We start from the raw sequence: 17,659 nt of genomic DNA, 5'->3' as shown, positions 1-17,659 counted from the left end.
CCCAAAGGGTCAACACCGGGTCAAGTTTTGGCCTGGGTTACCTGACCCAGTGTTCACTCTCGGGTCATCATGGCTCTGCCGCACCGCCGTCCGACCGGCAGAACATCCGGCCGTACCGCACCGAACACGTCCCTGCCCGGAGGGTGAAAAAGCATGGCCAGTAGGGGAAAACGAGCAACGATCCGGAGCCTGGGGGCCCTCACGGGCGCCGCGGCCCTCGCGGCCCTGGGCGCGGGCGGGCCCGCATGGGCGGCAGCCGACGGGACCGCCTCGTCCCGGACGGCCACCCCCATCAAGCACGTGGTCGTGCTCTTCGACGAGAACATCTCGTTCGACCACTACTTCGCGACGTACCCGAAGGCCGCCAACACCGACGGCACCAAGTTCACCCCCTCACCGCGCACTCCCCGGGACATCGACAACCTGCGCACCGCGGGGCTGCTCAAGCACAACCCCAACCAGTACGCCCCCAAGCGGCTGACCCCCGAGCAGGCCGTCACCTGCGACCAGAACCACGACTACGGGCCCGAGCAGTACGCCTACCACGGCGGCAAGGCCGACAAGTTCGTCGAGAACACCGACTCCGGCAAGTGCTCCGGCGGGCTCTACGGCGAGCCCGGCCTGGTGATGGACTACTACGACGGCAACACCGTCACCGGCATGTGGAACTACGCCCAGCACTACTCCCTCAACGACCGCTCCTTCAGCTCGACCTACGGCCCCTCCACACCGGGCGCCCTCAACCTGGTCTCCGGGCAGACCCACGGTGTGGTGTCCACGGATCCGGCGTCGAGCACGGAGAACCCCCGGCGGACCGACGCGCCCGATCCGCACACCGTGCAGTCGCCGGACGCCAAGGGCGTCGGCACGATGGTCCGCGACCCGGACCCGGCCTACGACGACTGCTCCAACAAGGACCACACGAGCAAGGACGCGCTGGCCTCGATGCAGGGGCGCAACATCGGTGACCTCCTCAACGCCCGGCACGTCAGCTGGGGTTGGTTCCAGGGCGGCTTCCGGCCCAGCACCGCCTGGGACGGCGACTCGGGGCACTACGCCAAGTGCGGCGGCACCACCCACGCGAACGTCGGGGGAGCGCAGGCCGTCGACTACAGCCCGCACCACGCGCCGTTCCAGTACTACAAGTCGACGGCCAACCCGCACCACCTGCCGCCGAAGAGCGTCAACGAGGTCGGCCACGCCGGACAGGCCAACCACAACTACGACCTGAGCGACTTCGACGCCGTGCTCAAGGCGGGCAAGCTGCCCGCCGTCAGCTTCCTCAAGGCCCCCGCCTACCAGGACGCGCACGCCGCCTACTCCGACCCGATCGACGAGCAGCACTTCCTCGTCAACCAGATCAACCACATCCAGCAGTCCCCGCAGTGGAAGGACACCGCCGTCGTCATCGCCTATGACGACTCCGACGGCTGGTACGACCACGCCTTCACTGCCCCGCGCAACGGCTCCAAGGACACCAGCACCGGGTCCAACGGCAAGGCCACCGACAGCCCGGCCTGCCAGGCGGGCCCCGCGGCCGCCGGCGGCTACAAGGACCGCTGTGGCCCCGGCACCCGGCAGCCGCTGCTGGTGATCTCCCCGTACAGCAAGGTCAACAAGATCGACCACACTCCGACCGAGCAGACCTCGATCATCAAGTTCATCGAGAACAACTGGCACACCGGCCGGATCGGCGACGCGTCCTTCGACGCCCGGGCGGGCTCACTGAACGGCATGTTCGACTTCCGGCACCCGAACAACAAGCAGGTGCTCCTCAACGCCAACGGTTCGGTCAAGTCGGTCGGCCCGATCCGGCACGTCGCCCCGGTCGCCACGACGATCGACCCGGGCCCCGCGATGCAGGCCACCGCCGCCACGAGCGACTCCTCCGACTCCGAGCTGCTGCCGATCGGCATCGGCGCGGCCGTGGTGGCGGGCGGCGTCACCGCCACGATCCTGGTGCTGCGCCGCCGCAAGGAGCAGCGCACCGCCTGACCTGACGGACCGGCGAACGGCCACGGCCCGGTGGCTCACCGAAACGGTGAGCCACCGGGCCGTGCCGCTGCGGGGACGCGCGCTCGGCCGCTGCGGGCCGTCGTGGTCCATGGCCGGCCGGCGGTTCAGATCGCCTGCCCCATGGCGTGCCCCTCGCTCGCGGCCAGCACGAAGGGGTGACCCGCGGGGTCCGAGTAGCGGCGCGCGTCGTACGGCCCGCGGTTCTCGCGCGTCTCGAGCGGCCGCGCGCCCAGGGCGACGGCCTCGCGCTCGGCCTCGTCCATGTCGTCCTGCGGGATGAGGAAGTGCAGATGCGCCTGCTGTGAGTCGTCGGGGCGGGGCCAACTCGGCGGCGCCGCGCCCGGGTCGCGCCGGATCGCGAGGTGGACCCGGCCGCCCGCGACGACTTCGATGTAGTCCGGGGTGTTCTCGATCCGGGCTTCCCCGCCGAGGAACTGTGCGTAGAAGTCCGCCAGTGGCGCGGGCTCCGTGCAATCCAGTACCAGGACAGTTGCCTTGTCGACGGCCATGCGTTTCCCCTCCTGCCGACGGGCCTGCGCCCGCCCTCCCCGGACCGGTTACCCCGTGTCGGCGCCGGCACTCCGCGCACCGCGCCGGCGCCCGTCCCGCCGCCCCGGCACCGCCTGGCCTGGCAGGCCCCCGCGCGAGGGGCCAGGATGGGGGCAGGAACGGACCTCGTTCCCGCGGGCCGGCGGCGATCACGAGCACGCTCCTGCGGTCAAGGGACTTACGGCAGGTCGGCGCCGGGCCGTTCGGTCCGGGCGCGGCGCCCATCGGCCCTTGGTGCGGGCCGGGGCATCGAGCAGGCTCGGTAGCCGGGGCGGGCACCTCGCCCGGCCCCGCGGGCAGCAGCCGAGGAGGAACACCGACAGACGCTCCCGACCCGTCGGTGCGGCCGGACCCGGAGTGCGAAAGAAGGACAGCCATGGAGCCGGAAATCATCACCGCCGGGCTCGACGGCTCGCCGGAGAGCCTGGCGGCCGCGCACTGGGCGGCTGATGAGGCGGACCGGCGGCAGTCGGTGCTGCGGCTGCTCCATGCCTGGATCCTGCTGGCCGCCGAGGCGCCGGACACGCCGCCGGACCGGGACCGCAACGCCGGCGCCCGGCAGCTGGTGCGCCGGGCCCGCGACGAGGTGCAGGAGCGTCACCCGGGGCTGCGGATCGTCGAGGATCTGGTGGGATCCGAGGCCGAGGACGCCCTGCTGCGGGCGGCCGCCGCCTCGGATCTGCTGGTGCTCGGGTCGCGGGCCCTGGGGGTCTGGGAGAGCTATGTGCTCGGCGATGTGAGTCTGGACGTGGTGGGCCGGGCGCGGGGGCCGGTCGTCCTCGTTCGGGCCGGTGACCGGGCGGCGACACCCGGTCACGACCGCGAGAGCGGCTCGACGCCCGGACACGACGCACGGGTGGTCGTCGGCCTCGGCCTGCGCGTGCCCTGCGAGCGGCTGCTCGCCTTCGCCTTCGACGCCGCGGCGAGCCGCGGCGTGCCCCTCCAGGCCGTGCACGGACGCCCGCTGCCCTTGCACGCCTACACCCCCTGGGGGCTCGACCCGGACGCCGAGAAGGAACTGACCAAGGAGGCGGAGGCCGAGATGAGCGAGGCCCTGCGCCCGTGGTGCGAGCGGTTTCCCGGGGTGCCGGTCCAGCAGACCGTCCTCCCGGAGAGCCCGACCCGGGCCCTGGTCCAGACGGTCTTCGGGGCCGAACTCCTCGTCGTCGGCCGCCGGTTGCACCGTCCGCTGCTCGCACCGCGCGTCGGACCGGTGGCCCACGCCGCCCTCCACCACGTGGCCTGCCCGGTCGCCGTGGTCCCCGATGACTGAGCCCGGCACCGGGCCGCCGGCCCCCACCGCCGGCCCCGGCCTCACCCCGGCCCCGGGACGGCTCCCCGGGCCCCGTTCACCCCACTCATGACGACCGGTGCGCGGCGCGCCCGTCCCTCGCTGGACAGGCTTGCCGGTACCGGACTTCCCGCCCGTGGCGCCTTCGCAGGCGGCCCGGGCAGACCCCGGAGGGACTTGCCGAAAATGACGCACCGCTGTGTGGCAGACCTGATGACCCCCCATGCCGTCGTCGCCCAACGGGGCACGACCTTCAAGGAGATCGCCCGGCTGCTCGACGACTACGAGATCACCGCCGTCCCCGTCCTCGGCGAGAACGAGGAAGTGGTCGGGGTGGTCTCCGAAGCCGATCTGCTGCGCCGGCAGATCGCCAAGCTCGGGGCGACCACCGCCGAGGCGATCATGACCAGCCCCGCCGTGGTGGCGCGGCCGGCGTGGAGCGTGGTGGAGGCGGCCAAGCTCATGGAGCAGAAGAAGGTCAAGCGGCTGCCCGTGGTCGACGACGCGGGCCGGCTGATCGGCGTGATCAGCCGCAGCGACCTCGTGCGGCTCTTCCTGCGCCGCGACCGCGCCATCCAGGAAGAGGTGCTGGAGGAGGTGCTCACGCGCACCCTGGGTGTGTCACCGTCCACGGTCACCGTCGACGTCTCCAACGGCTCGGTGACCCTCACCGGCACCCTGGAGCGCACCAGCCTGGTGCCCATCGCGGTGCGGATGTGCGAGGGCGTCGACGGCGTCGTCGAGGTGATCGACCGGCTCACCGCCGAACGGGACGACATCCCGCTGGAGCCGCAGAAGGCCCCGGAGTAGTCCGCCCGAGCCCGCTCACCAGGCGGTCAGCAGCAGATGGTTGACCAGCAGGGCGACCACCGCCTGCGCGGCCAGCCACCCGCGGTGGGTACGGGCCGGCAGCAGGGCGCACCCCGGCAGCAGCCACACCGCGAAGGCCAGCCAGATCCGCTCGGTCTCCGCCTTGCTCATCCCGGACACATCCGCGAGCAGCACCATGCACAGCCCCGCCGCGACCAGGACGGCGAGGGCGGCACGCCCGGCCGGGGCCGTGTGCCGCACCCCGCGCAGCGCCGGCCACACCACCACCGTGGCCCGGCGCAGCCCGGCCACGGCCGCCGGACCCACGCTCACCACCTGGGCCGCGAGATTCGCCCACACGAAATAGCCGTACGGGCGGACCTTCGCGGCACCTTGGTAGTACCGCTCCACCAGCGTCGTATAGCCCTCCGGCCACCAGAATCCGCCCGCGGTGAAGGCCACCACCCACACCAGGACGCCCACTGCCAGGTACGGCAGCGGGCGGGCCGAGCGCGCGAGCAGCAGCACCGCGGCCACGAGCACGACGCACACCGTCAGGCCGTAGGACAGATACCAGGCCCAGCCCAGCAGCAGCCCCGCGCCCAGGGCGGTGAGCCGGGGCGCGCGGGTGCGGTGGGTGGCGGCCAGGGCCAGCAGCGCGACGGCCCAGGCGACGACGCCCGCGAAGTAGCCGTCGGCGCTGACCCCGATCCACACCGCCGCCGGGGCGAGCGCCAGGAACGGGGCGGCCCGGCGCGCCGGTGCCTCACCGCACAGCGCCCGGACGGTCACCAGGAGGGCCGCGGTGCACGAGGAGCCGACGGTGATGCACCACGCGGCCGCCCAGGCGCCGCCGCCCAGCCCGATCCGGTCCAGCCCCACGAACGTCAGCAGCGCGCCCGGCGGATGACCGGCCACATGCGCCGGCCAGAGGCCCGGCGAGCCGACCAGGATGTGATGGGTGAAGTCACGCAGAAAGGCGACCGGGTCATGGACCCGGTGCACCGACTGCAGGTACTCCAGGCCGGTGGTCAGCCGCCCGGCGACGCCGCGGTTCCAGCCGTCGACCAGCGCCAGCGACCAGGTCCAGGCCATCGCCGCGCCCCACCCGGCCACCGGCAGCACCCGCCACGGCAGCCGCCGCGCGGCCGCCGGCCCCCACACCACCATCAGCGCGGCCACGACCAGCGCCGCCGGGGTACCGGGCCCCAGGTGCGGCAGCCACCACGCGTCCAGCGGCGGCCACGGCAGCCGCAGAATGCCCTCGGACCCGTACACCGTCCGGTTGAGGACCCGTCCGGCCACCGCCGCCAGCACGAACAGCGCGACCGCACCGGCAACCGCCCACAGATCGCGCCGGCATTCCCGCTTGTCCGCACTCGCTGTCACCGGCACACCGTAGTCCGGCCGAGCGGCCGGAACGGCGACCGCCACCGGGAACCTGCACGGCCACGGCGGTGCGGGGGCCCGGACCGGACCGAGGACGAGCCGGAGCCGCCTGGCCGAGACCTCAACTGCCCTTCCCGCAGCTGGGTTTATCCGGCACCGGGCTACAGCCGGACGACGACGAGGGCGATGTCGTCGGTGGCGCCGGCGCTGACGCCCAGGCGGGCCAGCAGCGCGTCGGCGAGGCGCTCCGGGCTGAATCTGCTGAACGGGGCGAGGGCGTCGGTAAGGCGGCCGAGGCTGACGTCGATGTCCTCGTCGCGGCGCTCGATCAGCCCGTCCGTGTAGAGCACGAGGGTGTCGCCGGGGGTGTACGGCACATGGGCCTGGACGCGGGGCACCTGCTCGGGGTGGGCGCCCAGGGGCGGGTCGGTGGCCTGGTCGAGGAGGTCGTGGCTGCCGTCGGGGTGCAGCAGGACGGGCGGGGGGTGGCCGGCGCAGCTGTAGGTCAGGTGGCGGCCGGCGACGTCGATCAGCGCCTGCACCACGGTGGTGGCCAGGGCCTTGTCGACGGACCGGGCGTACAGTCCCAGCACCTTCAGCGCCTGGGCGGGGCCGTTGACCGAGCGGGCGGCGGCGCTGAGGGCGCTGCGGAGCATGCCCATGACGGCGGCGGCCTCCAGCCCGTGGCCGACGACATCCCCGACCGAGACGGCGAAGCCATGGGTGGGGAGGTCGACGACGTCGTACCAGTCGCCGCAGATGTTCAGCGACCCGATGGCGGGCAGATAGCGCACGGCGACATCGTGGTGCCGGGCGAGGTCGGGGGAGTGGAGCATCGCGTCCTGCAGGGTGAGCGCCACCTGCCGTTCCCGGGCGTGTGCCCGGCGCAGCTCCTCGTTGAGGTGCTGCAGCGCCCGGGCCCGGACGTACAGCTCCGCCTCCATCGCCTCCTCACGCTCGCTCAGCCGCCCGCCCGGCAGCCCGCGCGAACGGCGGGAGAGCACGAACGCGGTCACGTCCTCCACCCGGTGGATGACCCACGCCACCGTGCCGTCCGGGCCGATGACCGGGGTGTTGATCGTGGACCACCAGCGCTCCTCGAAGTCCCCCGGCCGGTTCGCCAGGGGGATGTCGTAGCGCTGGACCGCCATCGTGTCCGGCTCGCCCGTGGCCAGGACGCGGCGCAGCGAGGGGGACAGGTTCTGCACCCCCTCGGCGTCGGGGTCCGCGGGGTTGTCCGGGAAGGCGTCGAAGACGAACTGCCCCACCAGCTCGTCCCGGGTGCGCCCGGTCGCCTGGAGGTAGGCCTGGTTGACGTCCACGATCATCAGATCGGGGTCGAGGACCAGGCACGCGCTGGGGGTCGCGGCGAACAGCGCCGCATGGTCGAGGTCCGGTCTCCGCACGCGCTCCTGCCCCCTCTCGGCCGGCTCCGGACCCCCACCCGGCCAATCTAAGAGAGGCCCGGCTCCTTTGCCTGCCGGGATGACGCCGGGCCATCGCGCGCGGAACGCGCCCACGCGCTCCGGCCGTTCCCGGGGCGTGCCCGCTACGGGGCGGCCACGGAACCGGCCGGTCCGGGACTGTCACCCGAACGGTGGGCGGGCGGGGCGACGGCCATGACGACGACCCAGGCCGCGAACCCCCGCAGCTCCAGCCGCCGGTGCTGGTCCGCGGCCTGTCCCCAACCCACCACATGGCGTATTGTCCTGACATGGACTTTTCCGGGAGGGCTTGGGGTGCGACCGCCGCCGAGCGGCAGGCGCGCTATCCGTGCGACGGGCTGCTGACGGTCCCCCATGAGGGCTGGATCCGGGCCGTGGACGTGGCGGCGCCGTGCGCCACGGTCTTCCGCTGGGTCCACCAGCTGACGGTCGCGCCGTACAGTTACGACTGGATCGACTTCCGCGGCCGCAGGAGCCCCGACCGGCTCACCCCGGGGCTGGAACCCCTGGAGGTCGGGCAGCGGTTCCTGGTCTTCGACATCGTGGACGTCGCCACCGACAAGCACGTCACCGGAGTGCTGCCCGCCGAACCGGCGCGGCGGCACGGGCAGATGGCCGTCAGCTATGTCGTCCTTCCGCACGGCGACGGCTGCCGGCTGCTGGTGAAGGTCGACAGCGAATCGCGGCGCCCGCCGCTCCGCCGGCTCCAGCGGCGGCTCCTCGCCTGGGGCGACTTGGTCATGATGCGCAAACAGCTGCTGACGCTCAAGAAGTTCGCCGAGCGGGACGCGGCGGCCGAGAGGCACTGAGTGACAGGAATTCGCGGTTCTCCCGCGATCTTCCTCCGCTGCCCGGTACCGGGTCGGCGCGCCCCCGGAGAACTCCGTCCCCAGTTCCCCCGCCAACGACATTGTGCCGCGCCGGGATTGCTGGTTTCCGCGGGCCGGATGGTGGGAGTGCCCCGGTTCTGCGGAAGCGGCCGGGAGGTCGTGCGAAGTCCGGTCCGCACTGTTGCCGGCGACTTCCGGTGACTTCCCGCGGAGCGCCGTGCGCGGCCGGCGGAAGGCGGGAAAGGCGGGCGAACGGGCCGTATCCGGGCTGCTTAGGAGCCCATTCTTCCGTCCCTGCCATGACCTCGTACGAAACATGGGGGATACGGCAGGTAAACGGCGGTCGACGTCGCGGCCGCCCACGGGCCGGGTACCTGCGCGTTCTGCGCACCCGCCCCGCTGATCGGTGCGGGCAGGTGAGAGAGGTGATCGGCCTCCGCGGGCGAGTGTGCGGCACCTCGTCGGAGCGGCCGGCCGGCGGACCCCGCCGACGCGGCCGGGAAATTCTCCCGTAACACTCCGTCGATGCCGGAGCGCCCGGGACGGCGGTGAGAACTCCGTTGATCTCCGGTGGAGATTTGCGGGACTCCGGGAGGAAACGGCAGGGCGTACGGCATACGCATTCCGGCCATGATCGGCACAGGTCATGCGCGAGAAGAAGTGCTGCGTTTTCCTTTCATCACTTCTCAACCGTAAAGGGATACGGGAAGTCTCGCGGAAGAAGAATGGGACGAGCTGTCGAGGGATTCTCGTGTTCGTTTTTGTGCTTGGTTTGAGGTGTGGGTAGGGAGGGTTGTCGGCGCGTCTGGGTCCGGCGCATCTCAGGGTATTTCACCTTTGTGCGGAATGGAGTGATCCGCGGGCCGGCCGCGGGTGCGGTCCGGTGTCCGGCCGGTGCGGTGTGCCGGCGCCATCGCGCCTGCTGCGGGGCGTGCCGAAGGCCGCGCGCAGCGCCCCTGGGGCGGCGGGTGCGGTGGCGCGGCCGTCGTGCGGGAGGCCGGGCGGCGGTGCGGCGCCGGACGGCACAAGAGGCTCGTTCCCGGTCAGCGGGGAGCAAAACGAACCCGGCGCTCAGTAAGCAGTTCAATTACTTTCCGCCGCACTGTCCGGCGTGAGTTACTTCACAGTATGAACCGTCCCGGACGGGGTGTGCCGGGCACCGCGAGGGCGCCGATCGGGCTCGCGGTGAACCGTCGGCACGCGTGAATAGGTATGTTGACGAGTGCGATCATAAGGGGGAGCTGGAGTCCCGGCTCGCCCGGTGGCCTTTGCCGCCGTCATCAGAGGATCGAAGACGCTGGCTGACCTTGCCTATTCTCATTCGCTGATAACTGGTTACACTCACGCTCCATGCGAACCGCTACCCCCCACAGCAGTCGCCCCGGTAAGCAAGGGAATCGTCCCGTATTTGTCGACAACTCAGGTCGGCGCAGACGCTTCCTGGGGCATGCAGCGTTGACCGTAGGGTGCATGTGCACCGGATATCTCGTCCTCCTCGCCGTGGTGTTCGGCGGCCTCCTGCAGCCCGGCGCCAAGCCGGCTCCGGGAAAGGCCGACCCACTCCCGGACCACACCGCGCACCCGGTGCCCAGTGCTCAGGGCGGCGCCGGACCGGCGCGGACGTCCGACACCTCCGGACGGGCCGTTCCCGTCGGTCACCACACCTCCAGGGCCCCTTCCCGCACCATCCCTGCCCCGTGACCACTGCCGGAGCGGCGCGCATCCCCCCACGGGTGTGACGCCGCCCCGGCACCGACCCGAGGCGTGTCCGTCCGCGCAGGCGCCATGGCCGCCTGCGCGGACGCACGCCTCTCACGTGGCACGTCCGCTCGACAGAAAGGGCTCATTGTGGCGTTGTCAGGGCAGGGACGGCACGCGTTGCGTCGCCCCCCACGCTGGCACTGGTTACTGCTGCTGCTGATCCTCCCCATCGTCGCCGCTTCACTGCTGTTCGAGGGCTGGACGACCCACGAGGTCGACGGAGCCCGGAACAGACGAGCCTGCACGAGCCCCATCCCGAAGTCCGCGGACAACGGCGACCCGGTGCTCCGGGTCACCCGCAACGGAGCCGAGACGGCGCAGATGCCGTTCCGCACCGCCGCGCTCACCTTCGACGGCGGGCCCGACCCGGTGTGGACGCCGCGTCTGCTCGACCTGCTGCGTGCACGGCACGCGCGGGCGACCTTCTTCCTCTACGGCGACCAGGCGGCCCGCTACCCGGAGCTGGTGCGGCGGATCCGCGACGAGGGCCACGAGATCGGCTCGTACACCTACACCGGCGGCGACCTGGGCAGTGCCTCGCACGTCCGCGCGCAGCTGGAACTCTCCCTCACCCAGACCGTCCTGGCGGGCGCGGCGGACGTCAACACCCGGCTGCTGCGCCTGCCCCACACCACCACCGCCGACACGCTGTGCGGCGCCGAGTGGTCCGCCGCCCGGCGCGCCACCGACCAGGGGTACGTCGTGGTGGCCGCCACCGCCCGGTCGCGCAAGCCCCCGCAGGGGGTGGTGCGGCAGTACAGCCACACCGCGCTGGGCTACCGGGAGGCCAAGAAGCTGCTCGACAACCCCGACATCGGCCAGTTCACCACCGTCACGGGCGGACTGGGGCGGGCCCCGCTCACCTCCACGGCCTCCCTGACCGAACGGGCCCAGGGCCAGGCGCTGATGTGGACGCAGTCCGTCGGGCACACCTTCGCGCGCTCGATGACCTGGGCGCTGGGCATCGCGGGCGGGCTGGGCATGCTCCGGCTGGTGCTGCTCGCCTTCCTCGCCCGGGTGCATGTGCGGCGCCGTCGCCGGCACCGGTCCGGCGCGCCCTGGCTGCGCGAGGTGACCGATCCGGTGACGGTGCTGGTCCCCGCGTTCAACGAGGAGGCCGGCATCGAGGCCACGGTGCGTTCCCTGCTCGCCTCCACCCACCGCGACCTCCAGATCATCGTCATCGACGACGGGTCGACGGACCGGACCGTGGAGATCGCCCGCGGCATCACCGATCCGCGGGTGACCGTGGTGGAACAGCCCAACTCCGGTAAGCCCGGGGCGCTCAGCACGGGCCTGCGCTACGCGCGTTGCGAGATCATCGTGATGATCGACGCGGACACGGTCTTCGAGCCGGAGGCCCTGTACCGCCTCATCCAGCCGCTCGCCGATCCGACCGTCGGCGCGGTCAGCGGCAACACCAAGGTGGGCAACCGCCGCCGGCTGCTGGGCAGGTGGCAGCACCTGGAATACGTCCTCGGGTTCAACCTGGACCGGCGCATGTTCGAGGTGCTGGAGTGCATGCCCACGGTCCCCGGCGCGATCGGTGCCTTCCGCCGGGACGCGCTGCTGGCCATCGGCGGGGTCAGCGACGACACCCTCGCCGAGGACACCGATCTCACCATGGCCCTGTGGCGGGTGGGCCGGCGGGTGGTCTACGAGGAGACGGCCATCGCCTGGACCGAAGTGCCCAGCAGTCTGAGCCAGTTGTGGCGGCAGCGCTACCGCTGGTGCTACGGCACGCTGCAGTCGATGTGGAAGCACCGCCACGCCGTGGTGGAGGTCGGCCCGGCCGGACGCTTCGGCCGCCGGGGGCTCGCCTATCTCGCCCTGTTCCAGATCGTGCTGCCGCTGTTCGCGCCGGTCGTGGATGTCTTCGCCCTGTACGGCCTGTGCTTCGGGGACACCGCGCAGGCCGTCGGGGTCTGGCTCGGCTTCCTCGTCATCCAGCTGATCACGGCCGCGTACGCGCTGCGGCTGGACCACGAGAAGCTCCGGGAGCTGTGGGCCCTGCCGCTCCAGCTGTTCTTCTACCGGCAGCTGCTGTACCTCGTCGTCATCCAGTCCGTCGTCACCGCGCTGCTCGGCACCCGCCTGAAGTGGCACCGCATGCAGCGCTCCGGCACCGCCAACCAGCACCTGCTCAAGGAGCCCGTTCCGCAGCCGACCAGTCTGTCGTCGAAGTGACCGAGGAGAGTGCACACATGAGCAACTCGCCAGGCCCTCGGGCCGGCAGCGAGATACCCGGCGCGGGCCCGTTCGGTCCGGACGGGCCCGCGCCGTACGGAGCGGAGGACGGGCCGGACACGCTGGACGACGTGTGGCAGCCGCGCCGGCCCCGGGACCGCCGCCGCAACGTGGCCGGGGAGGTGGTGGACATGCGGCAACCCCTGTGGCGCGAGGACCCGCCCCGGCATCCGCACCCCGCCGCCACCCTCCCGGACGGGTACGACGACCACCCGGCCCCGCCCCCGCCGTGGCACGACGAGGGCCGTACGGAGCGGGGAGGCGGAGGGGGCGGCGGTGCTCCCGGTGGCGGGCGGCGCGCGCACCGCTCCCGGCGCCGGCGGCCGGTACGGCGGGTCGTCATCGGGGTGCTCGTCGTGCTCCTCGGCGTCCCCGCCGGCACCTTCGCCTGGGCCGACAGCAAGCTCAACAGCGAGGTCGACCTCGGCACACCCGGGCAGGGGCAGCGGGCCGGCAAGGGCACCAACTACCTCATCGTGGGCTCCGACAGCCGCGAAGGCCTCACCGACCAGGAGAAGCACGATCTGCACACCGGATCGGCCGGCGGCCGGCGCACCGACTCGATGATCCTGCTGCACACCGGCGCGGGCGGCACCAGCATGGTGAGCCTGCCCCGTGACTCCTGGCTGACCGTGCCGGGCCACACCAGCCCCATGACCGGCAAGCACTACGGCCCGGTCAAGAACAAGCTGAACGCGGCGTTCGCCCTCGGCGGCCCCAAGATGCTCGTCCGCACCATCGAGCGCAACACCGGCGTGACGATCCAGCACTACGTGGAGGTCGGCTTCGCGGGCTTCGTGAACCTCGTCAACGCGGTCGGCGGCGTCCCGATCTGCCTGGACCGGGACCTGCGGGACAAGAAGTCGGGGGCCGATTTCACCAAGGGCTGCCACACCCTCGACGGCAGGGCGGCGCTCGCCTTCGTCCGCCAGCGCCACCAGGAGGCCGAGGGCGACCTGGGACGCAGCAAGAACCAGCGGAAGTTCCTCTCCGCCCTCGCGCACCGGGCGGGCAAGCCGGGCACCGTGCTCAACCCGTTCTCCCTCTACGGCGCGCTGAACGCCGGGCTGGACACGCTGATCGTCGACCGGGACACCAGCCTGCTGGATCTCGCGACGATGTTCCGCGCGGTCCAGGGCGTCACGAGCGGGCACGGCAAGCAGATCAACGTCCCGGTGGCGAACCTCGGCTTCCCCACCTCCAAGGGCAGCGCCGTGCTCTGGGACGAGCCGCAGGCACGCAAGCTCTTCAGCGAGCTGAACGACGACCGCCCGGTGGACGTCAAGGGCGGCCCGCGGCGGCCGAAGACCCGGTGACGGGAGCCCGCTGACACGAGCAGGGCGGGCGCCGCCGCGGACGTCCCCGGACGACGCGCGGCCGCCCGCCCACGGCCCCAACTGGCGTGATCCGCAGGCAAGGTCGGGAGCCGCGTGAGCCCCGTCCATGCCCCCGCCCGATGCCCCGGCTGCTGCCGGTGACCGGTGCGCCCCTCGGTGGTCGGTGCGCCGAGGCTAGAACAGCTCGTGCAGGGCCTGTTCCGCCCAGATGATTTTGCCCTCCGGCGTGTACCGGGTGCCCCAGCGCTGGGTCAGCTGGGCGACGAGGAAGAGACCGCGGCCGCCCTCGTCCTCCTCGGCGGCGTAGCGCAGGTGCGGGGACGTGCTGCTGGTGTCGGAGACCTCGCAGATCAGGGTGCGGTCGCGGACCAGGCGCACCCGGATCGGACCGGTGGCGTAGACGATGGCGTTGGTGATGAGTTCGCTGAGCACGAGTTCGGTGGCGAAGGCCATCTCTTCCAGGTCCCACTGCGCCAGTTGCCGGGTGATGTTCGCGCGGGCCTCGGCCACCGCCGCGGGGTCGGAGGGGATCTCCCACTCCGCGATGCGGTCCGGGTCCATCCGATGGGTACGCGCCGCGAGCAGGGCGATGTCATCACGCTGCCGGGCCGGGGGCAGGCCGCTGAGCACGGTTTCGCAGATCTCGTCCGGGGTCCGGCCGGGCTGCGCCAGGGTCGCGGCGAGGTTCTGCATGCCGGTGTCGATGTCGTGGTTGCGGCCCTCGACCAGGCCGTCGGTGTAGAGGACGAGGCTGCTGCCCTCGGGCAGGTGCAGATCCAGCGCCTCGAACGGCAGGCTCCCGACGCCCAGCGGCGGCCCCGCCGGGAGCTCGGGGAACTCCACGCTGCCGTCGGGGTGCACCAGCGCCGGCGGGAGGTGGCCGGCACGGGCCATCGTGCAGCGGCCGGAGGCCGGATCGTAGATGGCGTACAGACAGGTGGCGCCCGCGACCGTGGCCTCGTCCTCCGCCGCGATCGCCTCGTGGTCGATGCGGTGGACCAACTCGTCCAGGTAGCTGAGCAGCTCGTCCGGCGGCAGGTCGAGGCTGGAGAAATTCTGCACCGCGGTCCGCAGCCGGCCCATCGTGGCGGCGGCGTGCAGGCCGTGACCGACCACATCACCGACGACCAGCGCGACCCGGGCTCCCGGCAGCGGGATCACGTCGAACCAGTCGCCGCCCACCCCGGTCTGCGCGGGCAGGTAGCGGTGGGCGAGGTCGAGGGCGTCCTGTTCGGGCAGGCCGCGGGGGAGCAGGCTCTCCTGAAGGGTGACGGCCATGGCGTGCTCGCGGGTGAAGCGGCGCGCGTTGTCGATGGACACGGCGGCCCGGGCCGCCATCTCGTCGGCCAGGGAGAGGTCACCCTCCTCGAACGGCGCGTTGTCGGACGAGCGCCAGAAGTTGGCGACCCCCATGAGCACCCCGCGTGCCCGGAGCGGGACGGTGAGCAGGGAGCGGACGCCGTGGTCCAGGGCGAGCTGGAAGCGCTCCGGCTCCTGGGCGCGCCACTCCTCGGCCTCCCGCAGATCGGGGACCAGTACGGACCGTCCGGTGACGAACCCGGTGGCCATCGGATTGGGCACGGCGTAGCGGTGCAGCTCGCCCACGCGGTAGAGCGGGTGGTCCTGGGGCAGGCCGGACAGTGCCACCCGGCGCAGCTCCGGCGCCTCGCTGTACGCCCCGGCCGGCGGCTCCTCACCCGCCAGCACCGGCTCGGCGAGATCGACCGTGGCGTAGTCGGCGAACCAGTCCACCGCGACCCGGGTCAGTTCCTCGGCGGTCTGCTGCACATCGAGGGTGGTGCCGATGGCGACGGTCGCCTCGTACAGCAGCCGCAGCCGGCTCTGGGCGGCCTCCGCCTTCCCCGCGAGGGCCAGCAGATCGGTGGAGTCCCGCAGCGTGGCCACCGTCCCGGCCGGTCCGCCGCGCGGGTCCGTGAGCCGGATGTTCACCGCCAGCAGCCGGTCCCTGACCTCCAGGACCTCGTCGGTGACCACGGTCCCGGAGGCCAGCAGTTCGGCGGCCCGGGGGGCGAGCCCGAGGGCGGTGACGCGCTGCCCTTCCGCCTCGGAGGGCATGTCCAGGAGCCGGCGCGCCTCGTCGTTCGCCAGCAGGACGCGCCCGTCGCCGTCGAGGATCAGCACGCCCTCACGCACCGCGTGCAGCACCGCGTCGTGGTGCTCGTACATCCGGGTCATCTCCACGGGGCCGAGCCCGTGGGTCTGGCGCCGCAGCCGGCGGGTCACCAGTGCGGTGCCGGCCGTCGTCAGCGCGAGCGCGGCGGCGCCGGCACCGAGAACGACCGGCAGCTGCCGGTCCACCGCGCTGCTCACCCGGCTGACCCGCATCCCGGCCGACACCAGGCCCACCACCCTGCCCCGGGCGTCGGTCACCGGGACGACCGCCTGCACCTCGTGGCCGAGCGGGCCGACGACGCTCTCGACGGTGACGTGGCCGGCGAGCGAGGGCCCGATGGTGCCGATGAAGTGCTTGCCGATCTCCTGCGGCTTGGGGTGCGTATAGCGGATTCCGGCACGGTTCATGACGACGATGAAGTCGACGCCGGCGCGTTTGCGGGCCGCCTCGGTCAGCGGCTGGAGCACCGCGCTGGGGTCGGGGCCGCGCAGCACGGGCACCAGCCCCGGGCTGTGCGCGAAGGCCTCGGCCGCGGCCACCGAACGGTCCCGTGCCCCCTGGAAGCGGTCGCTGCGGGACTGGAGCAGCAGCGCGGTCACCGACGCCACGATGAGCAGCAGCACGATCAGGACCTGGAGGAGGAACATCTGACCGGCGACGCTGCGGGTGCTCGCCAGCGCGCGCAGACGTCCCGCCGATGCCGTCGGCGAGCCGCCACGCCGACCGTCATCGTCCGGGTGCCGACCGGTGAACCTGCGCTCCGAGGTTAGCCACGGGAAGCGGCCGGAGATTCGGGCCATGCTTCATATGTACCCCGACCACTCTGGCACCTGACAACACCACGCCGGGATATCGCATGGCTGTGCGACGCTCATTTTGGCCGCCGGTGCCGCGTCGGGCGGGTGTGACGGCGGGGTCGCCACGCTCCGTGCCCGGATATCGAACACGGGTCCACGTCGAGGGCAACGGGCGCCGGGTCCGGCGAAGTTGTACCGCGCCCGAGGCGACCGGTATCCGGATCCGGCGAGGAGTGTGCGGGGATGTCGTGCGGGGCGTGTGACGGGTGCCGTGGCGGGAAGTGCGCCAAGTCGCCTGTGGGGACGCCCAGTTGTGGGTCGCGGGAATTTTTCCGGCCACTCGGCTGTGCGTGGGCGGTCGTTGCGTGCGGCCCGGGGCTTTCGCGCGCTCCGGTGAATGTTTCCGTGAATCGGGTGCACGGAGAAAGTCTTGATGGCATCTACATCGTTTATCGGGAGGTCGCCGGAGAACTTGTCCGTCCCTTCGGCCGGCCGGAACTCGGAAACCTTCGTCCGAGGGAGAGGGTCCGGATGCGAGGAATTCCGGAGGCGGACGGGTGTGGCCGCCGGGCGGGTCCGGCCGGGCGAAGTCCCCCCTTCTTCGGTGTTACTTCCCCTCCTGGGTCTCTCGTCCTCCTATTTGCCGGGAGGGGCGGCGTGCCGGGCATGGGGGGAGCGGGTGTGCGGGGTGGATCCGGGGGTGCGGGCCGCGTGGCCGGGTCCGTCGCGGCCGTCCGACCTCCCGTTATGTCCGAGATGGGAGGGGTCCCCGGCTGGCCGGCCACGAGGTCGGTCGCGAGGGCGGGAGGGGCGTGCGGAACCGGTCCGGCGAAGATCCGTGACGAATTCCCGGCCGCTGGAGCAGGGCTTTTCCGGGTTTCGGCATTGCCCGGAAGAGAAAGCTCAAGATTTCCTCAAATGGCGGCGGTGGCGGGGGCGGATCGGTGACCGGGTCGTTGCTGAGTGCTACGAAATCGACCCGCTGGGCCCGTCTCTGCGCACATTCCCCGGAATGTCCACCGTGTCGAGTCGAGTGTTAGGTAATGACTTTCC

At 72.2% G+C, this 17,659-nt stretch carries 12 protein-coding genes; 7 read left to right on the top strand and 5 right to left on the bottom strand.

Annotation, left to right across the window (positions count from 1 at the left end; translation table 11 throughout):
* Positions 1–153: 153 nt before the first annotated feature.
* Entirely contained in the window at positions 154–1,995 is a 1,842-nt protein-coding gene (locus ACQP17_RS02145; RefSeq protein ID WP_433854657.1) for a phospholipase C, read from the top strand.
* Positions 1,996–2,120: 125 nt separating this feature from the next.
* Here ACQP17_RS02145 and ACQP17_RS02140 read toward each other — a convergent pair whose 3' ends face one another.
* Positions 2,121–2,525 (bottom strand): VOC family protein, encoded by a 405-nt coding sequence (locus ACQP17_RS02140; RefSeq protein WP_364882174.1) that lies wholly within the window; start codon positions 2,523–2,525, stop codon positions 2,121–2,123.
* 416 nt (positions 2,526–2,941) lie between these two features.
* Between ACQP17_RS02140 and ACQP17_RS02135 the strand changes: the two genes are divergently transcribed.
* Both ACQP17_RS02135 and ACQP17_RS02130 read left to right on the top strand, forming a co-directional pair.
* Positions 2,942–3,838 (top strand): universal stress protein, encoded by an 897-nt coding sequence (locus ACQP17_RS02135; RefSeq protein ID WP_433854656.1) that lies wholly within the window; start codon positions 2,942–2,944, stop codon positions 3,836–3,838.
* 204 nt (positions 3,839–4,042) lie between these two features.
* Positions 4,043–4,666, top strand: a complete 624-nt coding sequence (locus ACQP17_RS02130) for a CBS domain-containing protein (protein ID WP_433854655.1) — start codon at positions 4,043–4,045, stop codon at positions 4,664–4,666.
* Positions 4,667–4,681: 15 nt separating this feature from the next.
* Here the strand turns inward: ACQP17_RS02130 and ACQP17_RS02125 are convergent, their stop codons facing one another.
* The 3 genes from ACQP17_RS02125 to ACQP17_RS02115 all read right to left on the bottom strand — a co-directional run bounded on the left by ACQP17_RS02125 (position 4,682) and on the right by ACQP17_RS02115 (position 7,751).
* The gene (locus ACQP17_RS02125) at positions 4,682–6,055 is read right to left on the bottom strand and encodes a hypothetical protein (protein ID WP_433854654.1); all 1,374 of its coding nucleotides are present in this window, start codon (positions 6,053–6,055) and stop codon (positions 4,682–4,684) included.
* Between the two features lie 161 nt (positions 6,056–6,216).
* Positions 6,217–7,461, bottom strand: a complete 1,245-nt coding sequence (locus tag ACQP17_RS02120; RefSeq protein WP_433854653.1) for a PP2C family protein-serine/threonine phosphatase — start codon at positions 7,459–7,461, stop codon at positions 6,217–6,219.
* A 143-nt stretch (positions 7,462–7,604) separates the two neighbouring features.
* Positions 7,605–7,751, bottom strand: coding sequence for a hypothetical protein (locus ACQP17_RS02115; protein WP_433854652.1), 147 nt, complete (start codon positions 7,749–7,751; stop codon positions 7,605–7,607).
* 18 nt (positions 7,752–7,769) lie between these two features.
* On the opposite strand from ACQP17_RS02115, the gene ACQP17_RS02110 reads away from it, so the two are divergent.
* The 4 genes from ACQP17_RS02110 to ACQP17_RS02095 all read left to right on the top strand — a co-directional run bounded on the left by ACQP17_RS02110 (position 7,770) and on the right by ACQP17_RS02095 (position 13,654).
* Entirely contained in the window at positions 7,770–8,309 is a 540-nt protein-coding gene (locus ACQP17_RS02110) for a hypothetical protein (protein ID WP_433854651.1), read from the top strand.
* Positions 8,310–9,800: 1,491 nt separating this feature from the next.
* Entirely contained in the window at positions 9,801–10,031 is a 231-nt protein-coding gene (locus ACQP17_RS02105; protein WP_433854650.1) for a hypothetical protein, read from the top strand.
* A 147-nt stretch (positions 10,032–10,178) separates the two neighbouring features.
* A complete protein-coding gene (locus ACQP17_RS02100; RefSeq protein WP_433854649.1) occupies positions 10,179–12,278 on the top strand; it encodes a bifunctional polysaccharide deacetylase/glycosyltransferase family 2 protein in 2,100 nt (699 codons plus the stop codon).
* A 17-nt stretch (positions 12,279–12,295) separates the two neighbouring features.
* Positions 12,296–13,654, top strand: coding sequence for an LCP family protein (locus ACQP17_RS02095; protein WP_433854648.1), 1,359 nt, complete (start codon positions 12,296–12,298; stop codon positions 13,652–13,654).
* Between the two features lie 195 nt (positions 13,655–13,849).
* Here ACQP17_RS02095 and ACQP17_RS02090 read toward each other — a convergent pair whose 3' ends face one another.
* Positions 13,850–16,609 carry a SpoIIE family protein phosphatase gene (locus tag ACQP17_RS02090; RefSeq protein ID WP_433854647.1) on the bottom strand — a complete coding sequence of 920 codons (2,760 nt, stop codon included), beginning with the start codon at positions 16,607–16,609 and terminating at the stop codon, positions 13,850–13,852.
* Between the last annotated feature and the right edge of the window lie 1,050 nt (positions 16,610–17,659).

Source organism: Streptomyces kronopolitis (assembly GCF_050953795.1).
Classification (GTDB): Bacteria; Actinomycetota; Actinomycetes; order Streptomycetales; family Streptomycetaceae; genus Streptomyces; species Streptomyces kronopolitis_A.
This window is presented reverse-complemented; position numbering and strand designations above follow the sequence as displayed.